The 16,009-nt window shown below is 47.4% G+C and carries 19 protein-coding genes and 1 riboswitch; of the genes, 10 read left to right on the top strand and 9 right to left on the bottom strand.

Translation table 11 applies throughout. The features are described 5' to 3' along the window. Positions 1-146: 146 nt before the first annotated feature. Positions 147-1,595, bottom strand: a complete 1,449-nt coding sequence (locus HP570_RS10350; protein WP_173625666.1) for an amino acid permease — start codon at positions 1,593-1,595, stop codon at positions 147-149. A 114-nt stretch (positions 1,596-1,709) separates the two neighbouring features. Next, a riboswitch (Lysine riboswitch) is annotated at positions 1,710-1,895 on the bottom strand. 84 nt (positions 1,896-1,979) lie between these two features. Beyond that, a complete protein-coding gene (locus HP570_RS10345; protein ID WP_173625665.1) occupies positions 1,980-2,474 on the bottom strand; it encodes a DinB family protein in 495 nt (164 codons plus the stop codon). 168 nt (positions 2,475-2,642) lie between these two features. On the opposite strand from HP570_RS10345, the gene HP570_RS10340 reads away from it, so the two are divergent. Next, a complete protein-coding gene (locus HP570_RS10340) occupies positions 2,643-3,200 on the top strand; it encodes a CGNR zinc finger domain-containing protein (RefSeq protein WP_012684849.1) in 558 nt (185 codons plus the stop codon). A 31-nt stretch (positions 3,201-3,231) separates the two neighbouring features. Here the strand turns inward: HP570_RS10340 and HP570_RS10335 are convergent, their stop codons facing one another. Beyond that, the gene (locus HP570_RS10335; protein ID WP_173625664.1) at positions 3,232-4,032 is read right to left on the bottom strand and encodes an inositol monophosphatase family protein; all 801 of its coding nucleotides are present in this window, start codon (positions 4,030-4,032) and stop codon (positions 3,232-3,234) included. 179 nt (positions 4,033-4,211) lie between these two features. On the opposite strand from HP570_RS10335, the gene HP570_RS10330 reads away from it, so the two are divergent. Then, the gene (locus tag HP570_RS10330) at positions 4,212-4,964 is read left to right on the top strand and encodes an alpha/beta fold hydrolase (protein ID WP_173625663.1); all 753 of its coding nucleotides are present in this window, start codon (positions 4,212-4,214) and stop codon (positions 4,962-4,964) included. Here the strand turns inward: HP570_RS10330 and HP570_RS10325 are convergent. The 3 genes from HP570_RS10325 to HP570_RS10315 form a co-directional block, all read right to left on the bottom strand. Beyond that, entirely contained in the window at positions 4,942-5,340 is a 399-nt protein-coding gene (locus tag HP570_RS10325) for a hypothetical protein (protein WP_026134137.1), read from the bottom strand. The genes HP570_RS10330 and HP570_RS10325 overlap by 23 nt on opposite strands. Positions 5,341-5,376: 36 nt before the next feature. Continuing rightward, the gene (locus HP570_RS10320; protein ID WP_173606441.1) at positions 5,377-5,901 is read right to left on the bottom strand and encodes an ImmA/IrrE family metallo-endopeptidase; all 525 of its coding nucleotides are present in this window, start codon (positions 5,899-5,901) and stop codon (positions 5,377-5,379) included. A 72-nt stretch (positions 5,902-5,973) separates the two neighbouring features. After that, a complete protein-coding gene (locus tag HP570_RS10315; RefSeq protein ID WP_041749275.1) occupies positions 5,974-6,420 on the bottom strand; it encodes a helix-turn-helix domain-containing protein in 447 nt (148 codons plus the stop codon). A 180-nt stretch (positions 6,421-6,600) separates the two neighbouring features. Between HP570_RS10315 and HP570_RS10310 the strand changes: the two genes are divergently transcribed. From HP570_RS10310 to HP570_RS10290, 5 genes are all read left to right on the top strand, one after another. Continuing rightward, the gene (locus tag HP570_RS10310) at positions 6,601-6,795 is read left to right on the top strand and encodes a BhlA/UviB family holin-like peptide (protein ID WP_012684855.1); all 195 of its coding nucleotides are present in this window, start codon (positions 6,601-6,603) and stop codon (positions 6,793-6,795) included. A 231-nt stretch (positions 6,796-7,026) separates the two neighbouring features. Further along, a complete protein-coding gene (locus tag HP570_RS10305; protein WP_173625662.1) occupies positions 7,027-8,004 on the top strand; it encodes a homoserine kinase in 978 nt (325 codons plus the stop codon). Between the two features lie 177 nt (positions 8,005-8,181). Continuing rightward, positions 8,182-9,114, top strand: a complete 933-nt coding sequence (locus tag HP570_RS10300; protein WP_173625661.1) for a hypothetical protein — start codon at positions 8,182-8,184, stop codon at positions 9,112-9,114. Positions 9,115-9,305: 191 nt separating this feature from the next. After that, positions 9,306-10,472, top strand: coding sequence for a dicarboxylate/amino acid:cation symporter (locus HP570_RS10295; protein WP_087344212.1), 1,167 nt, complete (start codon positions 9,306-9,308; stop codon positions 10,470-10,472). Positions 10,473-10,625: 153 nt separating this feature from the next. Next, on the top strand, positions 10,626-11,087 hold the full coding sequence (locus tag HP570_RS10290; protein WP_012684859.1) for a hypothetical protein: 462 nt from the start codon (positions 10,626-10,628) through the stop codon (positions 11,085-11,087). Between the two features lie 100 nt (positions 11,088-11,187). On the opposite strand, the gene HP570_RS10285 is transcribed toward HP570_RS10290, so the two are convergent. Further along, the gene (locus tag HP570_RS10285) at positions 11,188-11,625 is read right to left on the bottom strand and encodes a Dps family protein (RefSeq protein ID WP_012684860.1); all 438 of its coding nucleotides are present in this window, start codon (positions 11,623-11,625) and stop codon (positions 11,188-11,190) included. Positions 11,626-11,712: 87 nt separating this feature from the next. On the opposite strand from HP570_RS10285, the gene HP570_RS10280 reads away from it, so the two are divergent. Then, positions 11,713-12,345: a molybdenum cofactor guanylyltransferase gene (locus HP570_RS10280; protein ID WP_173625660.1), complete on the top strand. Its 633-nt coding sequence runs from the start codon at positions 11,713-11,715 to the stop codon at positions 12,343-12,345. Between the two features lie 50 nt (positions 12,346-12,395). Here the strand turns inward: HP570_RS10280 and HP570_RS10275 are convergent, their stop codons facing one another. Both HP570_RS10275 and fdhD read right to left on the bottom strand, forming a co-directional pair. Then, positions 12,396-12,950: a hypothetical protein gene (locus tag HP570_RS10275; protein WP_173625659.1), complete on the bottom strand. Its 555-nt coding sequence runs from the start codon at positions 12,948-12,950 to the stop codon at positions 12,396-12,398. A 108-nt stretch (positions 12,951-13,058) separates the two neighbouring features. Then, positions 13,059-13,856 carry a formate dehydrogenase accessory sulfurtransferase FdhD gene (gene fdhD, locus HP570_RS10270; RefSeq protein WP_087344227.1) on the bottom strand — a complete coding sequence of 266 codons (798 nt, stop codon included), beginning with the start codon at positions 13,854-13,856 and terminating at the stop codon, positions 13,059-13,061. A 402-nt stretch (positions 13,857-14,258) separates the two neighbouring features. Between fdhD and HP570_RS10265 the strand changes: the two genes are divergently transcribed. Next, positions 14,259-15,533: an L-lactate MFS transporter gene (locus tag HP570_RS10265; RefSeq protein ID WP_305852626.1), complete on the top strand. Its 1,275-nt coding sequence runs from the start codon at positions 14,259-14,261 to the stop codon at positions 15,531-15,533. A 53-nt stretch (positions 15,534-15,586) separates the two neighbouring features. Further along, positions 15,587-15,952 carry a Na-translocating system protein MpsC family protein gene (locus HP570_RS10260; RefSeq protein ID WP_012684864.1) on the top strand — a complete coding sequence of 122 codons (366 nt, stop codon included), beginning with the start codon at positions 15,587-15,589 and terminating at the stop codon, positions 15,950-15,952. The last annotated feature ends 57 nt before the right edge of the window (positions 15,953-16,009 follow it).

Raw genomic sequence — 16,009 nt, 5'->3', positions numbered from 1 at the left:
CTAGTATGAGTTGTGAGAACGGAAGGAAACGGATCTCAATTGCTTCTTTTCTATACTATCGGCTATTGTGGGGCGGTTTTTAATAGGTTGGCAAACATGAAAAAGGACTCCCGTTTAGATCACGGGAATCCGAAATTTTTCTTCGATTATTTCGTGTATTCATCCATGCTGAAGTCAACTTGTTCAAGAGGGACGACCTTGGTCTTCTGGCTGATTTTATAAGCGAGCCAAATGAGTAAGAAGAGTGGCAGGCCAATGTAAGAGACCAGGACGCCATACCAGTCAACCGTTCCCCCGATGAATGCGGAGTAGTTTTGCCCAAAAATAACGATACAGCAAATGATGAAGGCAAAAATCGGTCCAAACGGGAACCACTTTGCCCGATAAGGCAATTCGCTTAAGTCTCGGCCCTGAGCGATAAACGCTTTGCGGAAGCGGTAGTGACTAATGGCAATTCCCAGCCAAGCGATGAAGCCTGACATACCGGACGCATTCAAAAGCCATACGTACACTTCGCCATCCCCAAACAGAGAGGACAGAAAAGCAAGGGCGCCGATGAGCGCAGTCAAGATCAATGCATTGATTGGTACACCGTTACTTGTTACTTTTGCGAACCATTTTGGTGCTTTTCCTTCTTTCGCCAAGTTCCACAGCATGCGTGTAGATGCGTACATGCCAGAGTTACCAGCAGACAATACAGACGTGAGAATAACCGCGTTCATGACGGATGCTGCAAAAGCAAAACCGGCATTTTCAAATACTATCGTAAACGGACTGATCGCAATATCCGTAAGGTCGCCACTGATCAGATTTGGATTATCGTATGGAACCAGCAACCCAATGATCAAAATAGCGAGGATGTAGAAGAGCAGGATGCGCCAAAAAATTTGACGGATGGCCTTCGGAATATTGCGGGCAGGGTCTTCGCTTTCCCCAGCTGCTACACCAACCAGCTCTGTTCCTTGGAAAGAGAATCCGGCAATCATAAAGACACCGAGCAGGGCCATGAAGCCGCCATTGAATGGCGCGTCGCCTTTGGTGAAGTTTTGGAAGCCAACTGCTTGACCACCCATAATGCCAAAAATCATCAACACACCGACAATAATAAAGATGATAACCGTTACTACTTTAATCAAGGCGAACCAATATTCAGATTCTCCATAGGCTTTCACAGACAGGAGATTCAAGGCAAACAGCAATCCGAGGAACAAAGCGCTCCACACTATCGCTGGGGTATCCGGGAACCAATATTTCATAATGAGTGCAGAAGCTGACAGCTCGACGGCAATGGTAATCGCCCAGTTGTACCAGTAGTTCCAACCGAGAGCAAAGCCGAGAGATGGATCGACGAACCGTGTGGCATACGTCGAAAACGAACCGGAAACAGGCATAAAGGCTGCCATTTCCCCCAAGCTGGTCATTAAAAAGTAAACCATGATACTAATAGCGAGATAGGCGACTAAAGCTCCACCTGGTCCGGCGGAATGAATCGAGCCTCCACTCGCGAGAAACAATCCCGTCCCAATCGAGCCGCCGATGGCGATCATCGTCAGGTGTCGGGCTTTCAAACCACGTTGCAATTGATTTTGTGACATAAGCTGCTTGCACGACCTTTCTTGATTTTTGAGAAGGAAGGTCGGAAATTAAAAAACCGCCATAGCCAAAAAAAATGGCATAGGGCGGTATCATCCAATCCCCACCAAGCCTTCACTGAAGATAGCTCACCACGTTTGCTTGGCATGCAAACGTGACAGTTCTGCCCCTTTCGAGTACAGCCCCAACCCAATCGCACAGAGACGCGATATGAGCTTCGGCGGATTTTCCTTACCTGGAGTCATTGATTTTCTCTGAATCTCGTACAGGATGATATAAAAGCCGCGACCTCTATCCCCACCGTGAAAGATGAGGATAACATGTATGAAATTATGTGATTTAACAACTATAAAGGATTGTTCGGGATTAATCAATGTGAAATTTTGTTATTCAAATGAGCGTCTGGCGGGCCAGGAGCCTTGCAGCTTGCGAACTTGGACGACTTGTCCCGTATGAAACGCATCATGCAAGACAAGACTCATTACGTTTTGGTAAATGGGTGTATAGGTAGCCATCTGGTTTAACTCTTCATCCGTCAGCAAGGAAAGCTGTTCATGAATGTGGCGGTGGACGCTTTCCATTTTCAAGAGGGTAGCTTGCCAAGCGTCTTCGTCAGCGGGACCACCGGATGGGGTGAAGGTATCATCGTTCGTCTCCGCGGAGCCAGGGAATTCGGTGCCCAAAAGACGATGCAAGAGGCGTTCTTTGTAATAAAGAAGGTGGCTGACGTTTTCCCAGATGGTGTTGGCTGCTTCTCCCACAGGGCGCCAGCTAGCCTCCGCTGCTGATATCCCGGAAAGCGCTTCTTTTAGGGGTGGATACCAGTCTTCCTTGTCATACGCACATTCCCATCCGTGCAAAAGCAATTCCTTCCGATTCATACGCTTCCTCCTCGTCTGTGAAACAGATTGATGAAACGCTATAATAGCAATAAGAAATGAAGTTGTAACTGGTTAATCTAGTTACGGTGGTTACGAATAAAGATTACCATATCCTGTATGGTCATACAAGAGAGAAAAATGAAGGGTTTCGTCAGGAGAGTGGATGACATGGACTGGCTTTGTATCGATTTTTTAAATAGTGATTGGCGGGATTGGCGCGGTTCTGGTCGTTGGGAAAATCGCCTAGAGAACCAGGAATGGCTGTCATCCTTTTTGCAAACATACAACCTAACCGCTCCGCTGCCGATGAATGAGGCGTATGCCGCGTCTCTTTTGCAATTACGGGAGCGTTTGAGACGTATGCTGGAAGCCGTTGTCCGTGGAGACCGATTCCAAGAGGAGGACCTTGCGGAATTGAACAAAGTGTTGGCTCTCGCCCCTTTTCATATACAGGTGTTGTATGTGGATGAGGAGGGCGGCTACAGGCAAAAGCAATCCAGTCAAGCAGAGGGATGGCCCCTCGTCATGGCACAAATTGCGGCTTCTTTCGCGGAGCTGCTTGCCCCGCAGCATCTGGAGCGAATCAAAATATGTGACAACGAGGATTGCCGCTGGGTGTTTTATGATGAAAGCCGCAACCGGGTGCGCCGCTGGTGCGATGACAAAATGTGCGGAAACCTGATGAAGGTGCGCCGTTTTCGTGAGCGGAAAAAGGAGAAAGGGTGATGCGCATAGGCTCACCCTTTTTATCTGTTCGTTATGAAGCTGGGGTCAATTGGATCAGCTGAGGGTAGATGGTCGAGCCCGCTGCTACGATGCCTGTGCTTTTCCAGCAAAAATCATTCCCCTGTGTATCCGTAATTTTGCCTCCGGCTTCCTGGACCAGAAGGGCACCAGCCAGCCAATCATACACCCCTTCACCGTATTCCCAGTAACCGTCGAGTCGTCCGCACGCCACATAGGCCAGATGGAGTGATACCGCGCCTTGCATGCGGATGGCAAAAGCTTCTGGCATCACTCGCGTCAAGGAATTCGCTGTATACTTTCCGACCAAGAGGTTCATCGGCTCGGAGGAAGCAAAGATCGTCCCTAGAATGCACTCACTCAGCAGCGATTTGGATGAGGTACTGATTTTTTGTCCGTTTAAAAAAGCTCCACGCCCGCCAATTGCTGTAAACAGTTCATCACGGCATGGATCATAGACAAAAGAAACAACCGTGCGTCCACCGTCAATCAGGCAGAGGGAAGTAGCCCACATCGGCATTTTTTGTAGAAAGTGAACGGCTCCATCGATTGCATCCATCACCCAATAAGGACTTGTGAATTCAGGCTTTTCCTGTGCAGCCAGATCGAATTCGGCGTCAGAGAATTGATAGGTGGGGAACCGCTCGGATAATGTGCGCTTTAATCGAGCTTCAACCACGGGATTCACCTCTTCAAAGCGTTTAGCCATTGCTTCCTTGCTGTGGCAGGGCGCTCCTTTTTCAAATTCCACTAGCAGCTCCATTCCAGCACTTCTTACCAGTTCCTCGCAAAATTGCACATCTTGTAGATTCATAACAATTCCCATCCCTTCTCTTTTTGGTGAAAATAAGGTAGTATGTTTGAATACTACTACGTAAAAATCAGCTCGTCAACACCACGGAAATATCGAGATTCACAATTTATGCACATGTGCAGCGTGTTTGAGACATAATAAGTAGCATCATACATAGGGGCGGAAACGAGGTGGGCAGGATGAGTCAAGCGCGTAAAAAATGGTTCCAGGCACTCGTATTGGTGACACTTGCAGCGATTTGTCTGGCTATATGGTATTTGCAGCCATATCAGCCCGATCAGGCAGCACTAACGGCCATGCAAGGCGGTGAAGGGATAACAGTCATGGATACGAATGACTGGATTATCTTCCAAGGCGGGGAGTCACGCGAACCGGGACTCATCTTATATCCGGGAGCACTCGTCAAACCGGAGAGCTATGCACCGATTGCCCGTTCCTTGGCAGGCTCCGGCTACCATGTTTTTCTCGCACGAATGCCGCTGAATTTGGCTGTAAGTGATATGACGAGAGCCACACAAGTATTAAAGGCGTACCCGAATAAAACGTTTGTCATCGGAGGACATTCGCTCGGTGGTACTATGGCAGCTCAATTCGCAGCAAACCACCCGGACCGAATCAACGGCGTGTTTTTACTGGGAGCGTATCCGAACAGTCAGGGGAACCTAGAGAAGGTGAATTTGCCTGTGCTGTCTTTGCTCGGGTCTCGCGACGGTGTGATTAATATGGAAAGGTTTGAGGAGAGCAAGCAATATTTGCCGGAGCGTACGGTGTACATGACGATAGAAGGGGGAAACCACTCCCAGTTCGGAAGCTATGGATCGCAGGAGGGTGACAAGCCTGCTGCCATTACTCCGCAGGAGCAGTGGCAGCAAACGGTGGCAGCAATCAAGGATTGGCTGCTTAATGATGTCACGATGATGAACGTGGAATAATCCCGGATACAACACCTGTAATGCGAATATTTTCTGAGGGGAGTAGCATGGGCGTGTCTTGCTCGCGTGTGGTTGTAAACAGACATTCCAATGGATTGACGTCTGCTGCGATGCGCACAAGGAACTGCCCCTCCTGTCGGATCAACACAGGTCTGTCTTTTACAGGCTCCATCGAAAAGTCTGAGATCAAGAGGGCGTCTCCAGGAAAAATACCGAGACCACTAAGGCCGTCATCTCGCATGATGAGAGCAAAGCGGGCCACGTGATAGCTGGCTACCTGCAAAGAGGGTAACAGCGACAACTCCTCGTCTTGTTCCAAGGCGAGATCAAAAAAATGAGTCGTGTATGCATCACCAGCAATAAAGACTCGTTTCATCAGGTATCGCCTCCTGCATAAAAATAATGTCGTCATTTACCCATAGACAGGAAAACCTTTGGCATACATACGGCTCAGTATGCGCTCAAAACGGGCACGGGCAAGAGGCATCGGCACCTGAAAGCGCTGAGCCAACACAGCCGGTGCGTTGTATCGCGAGCAATCGGCCAAAAGGGTGCTCATCATGTAAATGGGAAGCAGCAAATGCTCGGCAAAATGATTTGCCTGCGATTCTTGCCAGTCAATCATCCATTCGCTGCTCTGGGGCTGAATGCCTTCATGAAGAAGCAAATGTCCCAGTTCATGCGCGATTTTTACCCGCTGGGTTGCCAGGTCGAGTCGCTCGTCCACCGCAATGACATAACGTCCCGGCGAAAAGGGGTGCGCGTGTGTACGACTCCTGCCGCAAATGTGATGGATCTCGATGCCGTACGTCTCGCATAGCAGATGCAGATCGATTTGTTCGGGCGAATCGATGCCGTGATGTTGAAGCAACAAGTACACGCGACTCTCGAGCCATGTTTGCGGTTCGCAGATTTCTTGCAAAAGGGAGTGAAGCATCAAGGACCTCCTAGATGAATGGTAAAGAACGTACGTTCTGTTTTGGGTTGAAAAGAAAACCCCGTACTGGGGTTATTTTTTTTTGATGTCTTCTGTGATGTCAAACAAAGAAGGAGGGCGTTCCTCGCGTACTTTACGGACTTTCCACTGTTTCTTCAAGTCGTACCAGTAGCGGCGAATTTCTTTTTTCTCCTCTTCTGAGGCGTCCAGATACCCGTCTAGGAAATAGTAGTCGTCGGGGTCATCGATCTTTTCCTGCAAGAGCTCGTCCAACGAACGATGATTTGTTTCTCCTGTTGCTGGGAGAATATAAGCTGTGACTTCATCTGTGCGGCCCAACAACCAATCGGTCGTGACGTCCAGCACATCAGCCAATTGCCGCAGCATGTCATTCGGTGGTGTGCTGTGGTTATTCTCGTAGTTACTGATCGTCCCCTTGGTCGTGCAGACATGCTCTGCCAACTCTTCCTGGGTCAGACCTTTTGTCTTACGAGCTGTGCGTAAGCGCTGAGATAGCATGAGCGTGCCAGTCCTTCCTGTGAGGATGTACAAACTTATTGTACTAAATGAGAGGGAAAAAGAAAAGTATGGATAAAAATTTTGCCCCCAACGAATTATGTACAAGCCCTTTGTACAAAATACAGATAAGAACGATGCGGGGACACTCGTTCTGTACTGTGACAAAAGGGGAGATCAAACATGGAAGATCAAGTAACAACCGTATTACTTCAGCAAGGGCCATTTGCTGCTTTGTTTGTCTGGTTGTTGTTTTATATTATGAAGGCAAATCGCGAGCGCGAGGGGCGACTACAGGATTTGCTGGACAAATACAGCGACAAGTACGATCTGATCCTCGAAGAATTGCGAGAGATCAAGGGAAAAGTGAGGAAATAACTCTTTTTGACATCAAACCTTCTGATGAGCGTGACGAATACAAATCCATTACTTATGTTGCCCGATTCCTGGAAGAGCTTATTCAGCAAGGGGGACAAATCGTTGCAGCCTGTACCAGACCTTGATCGGCCATTAGCCCTTCAAGGTCCTTTTTTTGTTGTGTCCTTTTCCCGATTCACACGTCTTCCATAATAACTCACCAATACTTGGCAAAAAAGGAGCAGCATGACTATGCATGTACCCGTCGTCTACTCAACCATCTGTGAAAAAGCATTACAGAAAGTACTTCAGGAAGCATATCCAACCGAACAAATACAATCCGTTCACTACATGCTTCGAGGCATGAACGATACGTATCTCGTGAAGACGATGAATCAAAAACGAATTTTCAGACTGTATCGCGGTGATTGGCGAACAGAGGAAGCAGCAGTTGCGTTCGAGATGGAGCTGTTGCTCCATTTGAATAGACAAGGAGTACCTGTATCTGTGCCAATTGCAGACGGCTCAGGAAAGCATGTCTTGAGACTGCAAGCAGCAGAGGGCAATCGCTTTGGTGCGTTGTTCACTTTTGCTGAGGGCAAGGAGCAAGAAATGGATACCGAGGAACTGAGCGAACGATTCGGCAGAGCCGTTGCGGAGCTGCATGTCAAAGCAGAAGGCTTTTCCACACAGCAAGCCCGCGAGGTATGGGACGCCAAGACGCTGATTCATCGCCCGTTAGCCATCATCGAGCCATGTCTGCAGCATCGGAAGGAAGATTTTCAATTTCTCCAAAGGCTGGCGATGGAGCTGGAAGCCAAGCTAAACGAGCATATCCGTGCCGGACTCGACTGGGGGATTTGCCACGGAGACCTTCAAGGGAATTTTAATACGAACTTTTGTGAGGACAACACCTATACCCACTTTGATTTCGACCTATGCGGATATGGCTGGCGGGCGTATGATCTGGCCGCTTTCAAGCTGAGCCGAAGATTGATCGAGGAAGATGACGAACTGGTGGAGTCGCTATGGAATGCTTTTCTAAAAGGATATACCGAGGTTCGTCCCTTATCTGAAAACGATCAGGAAGCGGTGTCGCTCATGACAGGCATTCGCCAATTGTGGCTAATGGGTCTGTGCATGCATGATCCTCATATCATGGGTAGCATCGATTCGGATGATGCTTTCGTGAGTGAGAAGATGGAGTTTTTTAAAAAATATTTCGCGTAAGAGAGAGTTCTTCCAAACATGCGCATTGAACAGCAGGTGGTCCAGTATTGTCGGTCGGCATACGGAGTCGAGAAAAGGTCACAACTAGAAGCGTTTTGCAAAGCGTTGTCAGAAAAGCATGTGTCCCGAAGTCAATGATAGGTAAGTCATACATTGACGAGAAAGAGGGAGAAAAGCATGTTACCGTACATCGGAAGTGGCGCGTACTGCTACGCAAATTCTTCAGCTATGCTTTTGGAGACAATTGGGGAGAAGGTATCGCCTGCTGTACTTGAAGTACTCTCTGGCGTAGGTATCGGGGCGATGTGGCATGAGGAGCAGAAAGTCATTTATTTCGGACAAGAGATTCCAGATCGTGGTGTAAGTCATGCGTTGGAGCTACTAGGATTTCGCTGGACGGAAAAGTCAGCGGATGCTGAGGGAGAGCCACCATTGGAAGAATTACGGCGTGACGTGGAACATGGACCGGTTTTGCTCGGACCACTTGATATGGGCTATTTGACGTATAATCCCAATGCTGCTTATTTGGGAGGAGCTGACCATTTTGTTCTCGCGTACAGGATGGATGAGCAAGAAATCTACTTGCATGATCCGGCAGGATTTCCTTTTGTGAGCTTGCCATTGTCCCAGTTTGTTTTGGCATGGAAAGCCGAAAAAATCTTCGATCGCCTCTTTTCTTATCACTACTGGACAGCACCAAAGCGTGTAGGCAGTCCGTCAGAGGAGGAACAAGCTGCGAATGCCCTTCGTTTATTCCAAGGGATTTATCAGGAAAGTGCATCGGCTAAACCAAACGCTTCGGTCTTATACGGAAAGGAAGCGATCTTGCGGGTAGTGAAACGGATCGAAGAGGAGGGCGGGCTCACCCCAGCAGAAACTGGTCATCTCTCCTATTTTGCTTTCCAATTAGGGGCGAGGCGAGCCATGGATTTCGCTGTGTTTTTCTCGAAGCATGCGCCAGAGCCGGCGGCAATTAAAGAGAGGCAGGCGAAGCAATTTGGACGTTGTCACACGCTGATCGTGGAAAAGAATGAGCAGGAGCTAGCGAATGCTATGCGCGTATTGGCAGACATCGAAGAGGAATTTCGCCAGGTGCTTTGCCCCAAATAAAATCGTTCCCCCAAGTGAGTAAGGAACGCTCATTGGGGGTTTTTCTTTCGTTTGAATATTATTACTTTTTTATGATTCATGACAATCTCATCCCGAATGTGTTACCTTGTTATTCATTAGTCCGCGTAAAAGAGACAAAGTCCATTCCGTGTGGACGTGATTTATTAATACTTAACGGAGGTTCAATATTAATGAAAAATCTAGGTTTACTACCCAAAATCCTTGTCGCCATTGTCCTTGGGGTCGGGATTGGCTCTATTTCGCCGATTTGGGTCGTGAAAGGATTGGCTACATTTAGTGGCCTGTTTGGAAATTTCCTCGGATTTGCGATTCCGTTGATTATCATTGGATTTATCGCGCCAGGCATCGGTGAGCTGGGCAAAGGGGCAGGGCGGTTGCTTGGGGTAACCACAGGGGTTGCTTACCTCTCGACGATCCTTGCAGGAACGCTTGCTTATTGGGTCAGTGTGAGTATTTTTCCACACATTCTTGAGGTAGGTGGGCTGGTGAATCAGTATGCCAACCCGGAGGAAGCACTGGTGAAGCCATTCTTTACCGTGGACATGCCGCCGATTGTAGGTGTGATGACAGCATTGTTGCTCGCCTTTACCCTTGGTCTTGGAGCGACTGTCATCAAAGGGAATGCCTTGCAAAATGTGATGGTAGACTTGAGAGATATCGTCGAGAAGCTGATCGCTTCCGTCATTATCCCGTTGCTTCCCTTACATATCCTGTCTGTATTTTCCAATCTGACCTATGGTGGACAAGTCACCATGATTTTGTCCGTATTCGTGAAAGTTTTCGTCATGATTATCGTCTTGCATCTATTCTATTTGTTCGTGCAGTACATGATAGCAGGCCAGATGGGACGCAAAAACCCATTCACGCTGATAAAAAATATGCTTCCCGCTTACTTCACAGCGATTGGAACACAATCATCTGCGGCCACCATTCCTGTGACACTCAATCAGACCAAGAAAAACGGTGTGAGCGAAAAAATCGCGGACTTCGTCGTTCCACTCTGTGCAACGATCCATCTTTCCGGAAGCACGATTACGCTTGTCAGCTGTTCCATGGCAGTCATGATGCTAAATGACATGACGACATCCTTTAGTGTGATGTTTCCATTCATCTTGATGCTGGGTGTAACAATGATCGCCGCACCAGGTGTGCCGGGCGGGGCTGTAATGGCAGCACTCGGATTGATGGAGACCATGCTTGGATTTACTACCACGTTGACTTCGTTGATGATTGCTCTGTACATCGCGCAGGATAGCTTTGGTACCGCTTGTAACGTAACGGGTGACGGTGCGATTGCGGTGATTACGGATCGATTGAGTGAGGAAAAGGCAGCTTAAAATCGGCTGGAAAGATGAATGGGAAAATAGTCCCGTCTTTACGTTGAGGATTTTGCCACTTAAATTACCCCGTTTCCAATTAGTGAGAATTATATTATCATTGGATATAATTCCATCATTCTACTTTTTGCGAAAAGGGGAATACATAACGCAATGTTTAACGAACGGAAAGCGTTACAAATGACATTGCAGGCCATGCTAGAGCAGCGTATGGCACTGCGTCGACAGTATGTCGATCAGGACAAGCAGTTGGGAGCTGACATCAAGCAGCTTTTGAGCCGCATTCGTGAGCTGGATAACGAAGTCGGGATCGGAGACGAAGAAAACCCAGACGATGTAGCTATATCAACAGAGGAATTTTCAGATGACTTGATGAAGCGAATGAAAGTGAGAAAGGCGCACATTCGTCATGATTATGTGGAAGTTGCGAAGCACATCGAAAACCTGTTACGGGAAGCAATGTCTCCAATGTCATTGGCTGATCTCTGCTCCGTGTTGAAAGCACGGCACCAGGTAGAGTTTGCTAGTCCCTACATTGGTGTACAGAAGTCATTAAAGTATTTGCCCCAAGTAAAAGTAGAAAAGGACGGGCGGAAACTGATTTTTTCACTCTAGCTCTAGTAACTAGGGGGCAAAAGGCAGTTTCACGGGAAGACCCAAAAAGAGGCGATGTGCCTATGCACAATCGCCTTTTGGTGTCTATTGATTTACATGCTTATTGTAAGAAGGACTTGAGCATCCAAATGTGTTTTTCCAGGCTGCTGCGGATTCCCAACAGCATATCGGCTGTCCCTTCATCGTCGGCTTGGTCTGCCGTTTCCATAGCTAGCTTCAGTTCATCTACGAGAATGGAGAAGTCTCTCGCGATCGTTTCTACCATTTGCTCAGCTGTTTCGGTTCCTTCTGCTTCAGTGATGCTTGCTGTGTTCAGACATGCAGCCAAAGTCGCTACAGGCTTTCCACCGATGGAGAGGACTCGTTCAGCGAGGGTATCGAGATTCGCTGCTGCTTCGTTATACAATTCCTCAAATTTTGCGTGGAGTGTAAAGAAGTGCGGTCCTTTTACATTCCAGTGAAAATTGTGTAGTTTCGTATAGAGGACTGTCCAGTTCGCCACCTGTTTATTTAGAACGCTGTAGAGTGTGTTTTCCATCGAGAATCTCTCCTTATTTATAATTATTATTTGTTTAAACTTATTATAAACTAATAAGGGTTATTGTCAACACCCGGGAGGAAATTTATGCAGCAGCTGCGTATCGGTGCGGTTATTTTAGCGGGCGGAAAAAGCAGCAGAATGGGCTCGCCAAAGCAAAAATTGCCGTGGAGGGACGGAACCTTTTTAACAGAACTGATAAAGGAAGTACAGGCGGTTGGCTTGTCTTGCTTCATTGTAACGAACGATTTTTCGGGCACTCAAGTGACACAAAAGGAACAAATTGATGAACAGCCCGTCACAATCACACCGGATCTGGTACCATCCTGCGGTCCTGTGAGTGGGCTGGTTACTGCTTTTCGCGTAAGCTCAGAGGATGCTTTGCTGGTGTTGTCCTGCGACCTGCCTTTTATGGATCGTGTACAAATAGCCAAACTTATCGAATTTGCCAGGGAGAGTAACGATTGGGATGTGATTGTCGCCCAATCAGAGGGACGAATCCATCCATTATGTGCAGTGTACCATCGGAGAACACAGAGTAATTGGGAGCAGGCGCTATTGAATGGACAGCGAAGAGTGATGCGGACTTTAGATGAACTGCGTGTGTTGCCCTTGCCTGATGAATGGTTGGACCCTTGGGCTGTATTTAATGTCAACACACCTGAAGAATACGGACAGGCAAAAAGTGAAGAAAAACGCAGAAAGACAGGACATGCTTGAGACGTGTCCTGTTTTTTGTTTGGAAAAAAGGGGCTTTTCATAGAGGGCTATCATACAAGCGTTTCTCTGGACAAACCGTATGAATAGTAGTGATGGCTGACGAAAGGAGGGAGAGCGCAATGACAAGAAAATGCAAAAAACAAGGCAAACACCACGGTCACCACTGTTGTTGCAAAAAACCAGACAAACACGCCCACCACTGTTGCGGCAAAAAACACGACAAGTATGACGAGCGTCACTGTTGCAAAAAGCACAACAAATATTACGACGACCACTGCTGCTGCAAGAAACACGATGATTACTACGAGCCTCAATGCTGCTGCAAAAAACACAATCATTACGATGAGGCACATTGCTGCTGTAAAAAGCATGAACATTGCCACGATCACTGCTGTTGCTTCAAACGCCATGATTGCAAATGCTTTGAAAAACTTGACCACCACTGTTGCAAGAAGCATGACATAGATGATGACGAAGAAGAGGACGACGATGAAGACAAAGACAAAGACAAAGATGAAGAAGATGACGAGGACGAAGATGATGACGACCGCTGCAGGTATCACAAAAAGAAACATTGCTGCTGCAAATAAAAATTCTACGTACAAAAAACAAAAGCCCGAGAGGCCAACTCGGGCTTTGGGATTAAACAGATGAGAAAAACATAGGAAAGCGGGAAGGCACTAAGCTTGTCCCGCTTTTGCTTGATTCCTCCTTTAAGGTAGGAGGATTCTCTCTGCTTGTGTATACACGTTCATTTTGTCATTGCGTATAAAACCGACTGCGGTGAGTTTCAGCTCATCTGCCAATTGCAGGGCGAGGTCAGTTGGAGCGGACTTGGACAAAATGATGCCAGCACCAATCTTGGCAGCCTTGAGCAGCACTTCAGACGAGATGCGTCCACTAAAGACAAGAATTTTGTCCGTGGTGGAAATGTTATCTCGCAAGCATTTCCCATAGATTTTATCGAGTGCATTGTGACGCCCGATATCGGAGAACTGAAGCAAAACTTCATCTGGTGTACAGAGGGCTGCATTGTGAACGCCACCTGTTTGGCGGTGGATCTCAGACGATGCTTGCAATTCCTTCATCAGGCGCATGCATTGAGCAGGAGTGACAGTTGTTGTGCTTTCAACTGGCTTTGCTGTGCGCGCATCGCTAAAAAAGTAAAAGGATTGTCTGCTTTTTCCGCAGCAGGAAGTAATTCTGCGTTTAGAGTAAAAGCTCTGCGACAAAATCGTTTCTTTATGCAAATCAACGTAAGCAAACCCTTGGGCCTCATTAATCGTAAGCTGTTTGATTTCCGAGTAGCCCTTGATGACGCCTTCGGCTGCGAGAAAACCGATGACCATTTCTTCCAGGTCGGCCGGGGTGCATACGATTGTAGCGAATTCCTCATCATTGAGGAAAATCGTGAGGGGGTACTCTGTAACGATTTCGTCGTCTTCCCAGCCATGTTGGTCAGCCGAAATTTTCAACACGGGCAATCGGGTAGTGATGGTTAGCTCAGACATACGGGCCTCCTTTTTGTCGAAATTATGAAGTTTTCATGGCTATTTTGTGAGGAAAATATTGTCGAGTGAACGCTTACATGGTAGTATACTATGTGAGATGAAAAGTGTCATAAAATTTTCGTCTTTCCATGTATTCATAGCGTAAGGACAGATTGACACGGAGCAGCGACCCTGCCACCGATTATTTTGTAGCCTTGCAGCGAATTACATAGTGAACACAATGCTTGTTGATGCTGATGTAGCGTTCCTGCTGATGATTAACTGCTGTGTTTCATCGTAGCCCTTGTTTCCATTTATAGGAGACTTGGGTGAGTCGGTGAAATCAGCAGTTTTTCTTTTTTTCGAGAAGGCTGCTGATGGATCCACAGTATGCTAAAGACCATTACAAAGGAGATGAATGATTTGGAACAAAAAGTGAAAAACCGCTGGCTCATCGCGTTGGCTGCGGTAGGCATCCACATCTCGATTGGGTCGGTATACGCCTGGAGTGTATTCACCAAGCCAATTACCGAGCAGTTTGGCTGGGACTTGCCAGACGTTCAATTTACGTTCAGTATTGCGATCTTGTTCTTGGGACTGTCTGCTGCCTTTCTCGGTCATTATGTCGAAAAGCACGGCCCGCGTAAAGCTGGTATTCTCGCATCTATCTTTTTCGGAATAGGAACTGTCGGGGCTGGCTTGGCGATTCAATTGAGCAGCTTGCCTCTGCTGTACTTATGTTATGGAGTGCTGGGTGGTATCGGTCTTGGTGTAGGCTATATTACGCCAGTATCGACCTTGGTCAAATGGTTTCCGGATCGCCGTGGTTTAGCGACAGGTCTTGCCATTATGGGCTTCGGCTTTGCTTCCATGATTGCCAGTCCGATTATGAACGCTTTGATTGCCAATGTAGGAATCGCGAACACCTTTTATATTTTGGGCATTATTTATTTTGTTGTGATGTTGGCTTCGGCTCAATATTTGGCTCCACCTCCAAAAGGCTGGGTACCGGCTGGATTTTCCGCTGAGGGAACAGTTGGCAGCAAGCAAATCAAAAAAGACTTGTGCCAATTGACTGCCAACGAAGCGATCAAGACACGCCGTTTTTACCTGCTATGGCTGATGCTGTTTATCAATGTGACTTGTGGAATCGCCGTTATTTCAGTAGCATCGCCGATGGCGCAAGAAATGGTGGGGATGTCTGTCGGAACAGCAGCTCTGATGGTAGGGCTAAACGGTTTGTTCAACGGTGGGGGACGAATCGGCTGGGCGTCTCTGTCTGATTTCATTGGACGACCAAATACGTACACAGCTTTCTTTGCTATCCAAATGGTACTGTTCTTCCTGTTGCCGAATTTGTCCAATCCGATCCTGTTCATGGTAGCAATGTTCATCATTATGACCTGTTACGGCGGTGGCTTTGCATCCATTCCGGCGTACATCGGTGACTTGTTTGGAACGAAGCAATTGGGCGCGATTCACGGCTATATTTTGACAGCATGGGCTGCTGCCGGCTTGGCAGGACCGATCTTTGCAGCATGGGTTCGCAAGACGACAGAAAGCTATACAGGAACGATGAGTGTTTTCGCAGGAATGTTCGTTGTCGCTCTGGTGATCTCGCTATTAGTCCGTCTGGATATCAAAAAACTGAAGGAAGAAGCCAAACAAAGAGAAAAGTCTGTTGAATTGGCTAGTTAATCAATGGTAAAGTTTAAGAAGAGAATGATTTGAAGTAAAGGTGATTTTCCTCGATGAATAAGTTCGAAGCAGAATTCAGTAATTTGGTCAGGGCTTTCCGAAAGCGCCATATGGGAAAGGGACCGAGCAAGATCAGCACCACGTTCTGCAAGAACTGGGCGATCTGCGAGATGGAAGGCAACCTTTCTCCGGTGGAAAAGTTCATCGCCACTTCGGAAGACGGAAAGCAGACATTACGAGCTGCCCGAACCGAAATGGTCAAAGAGATCTATCGGAAACACCAGCCAGTTGACATGGAAGCGTTTCTTGGAGCAAAACTCGTTGATCTATTCGTCGATATTGACATTGAACGGGATTTTGGAATGTCGATCTTTGTTTTTGATCAAGACATCGAAAAGAAAATGAAAAACGAACCGTAAGTCTAAACGAAGCAGCGTTCCTGTTCACCGGCTTAGACGTAACGGAATTCGCGAAAG

This window comes from Brevibacillus sp. RS1.1 (genome assembly GCF_013284365.1).
Taxonomy (GTDB): Bacteria; Bacillota; Bacilli; order Brevibacillales; family Brevibacillaceae; genus Brevibacillus; species Brevibacillus brevis_D.
The sequence above is the reverse complement of the archived record's forward strand: the minus strand, read 5'-3'. Positions and strand labels throughout refer to the sequence as shown.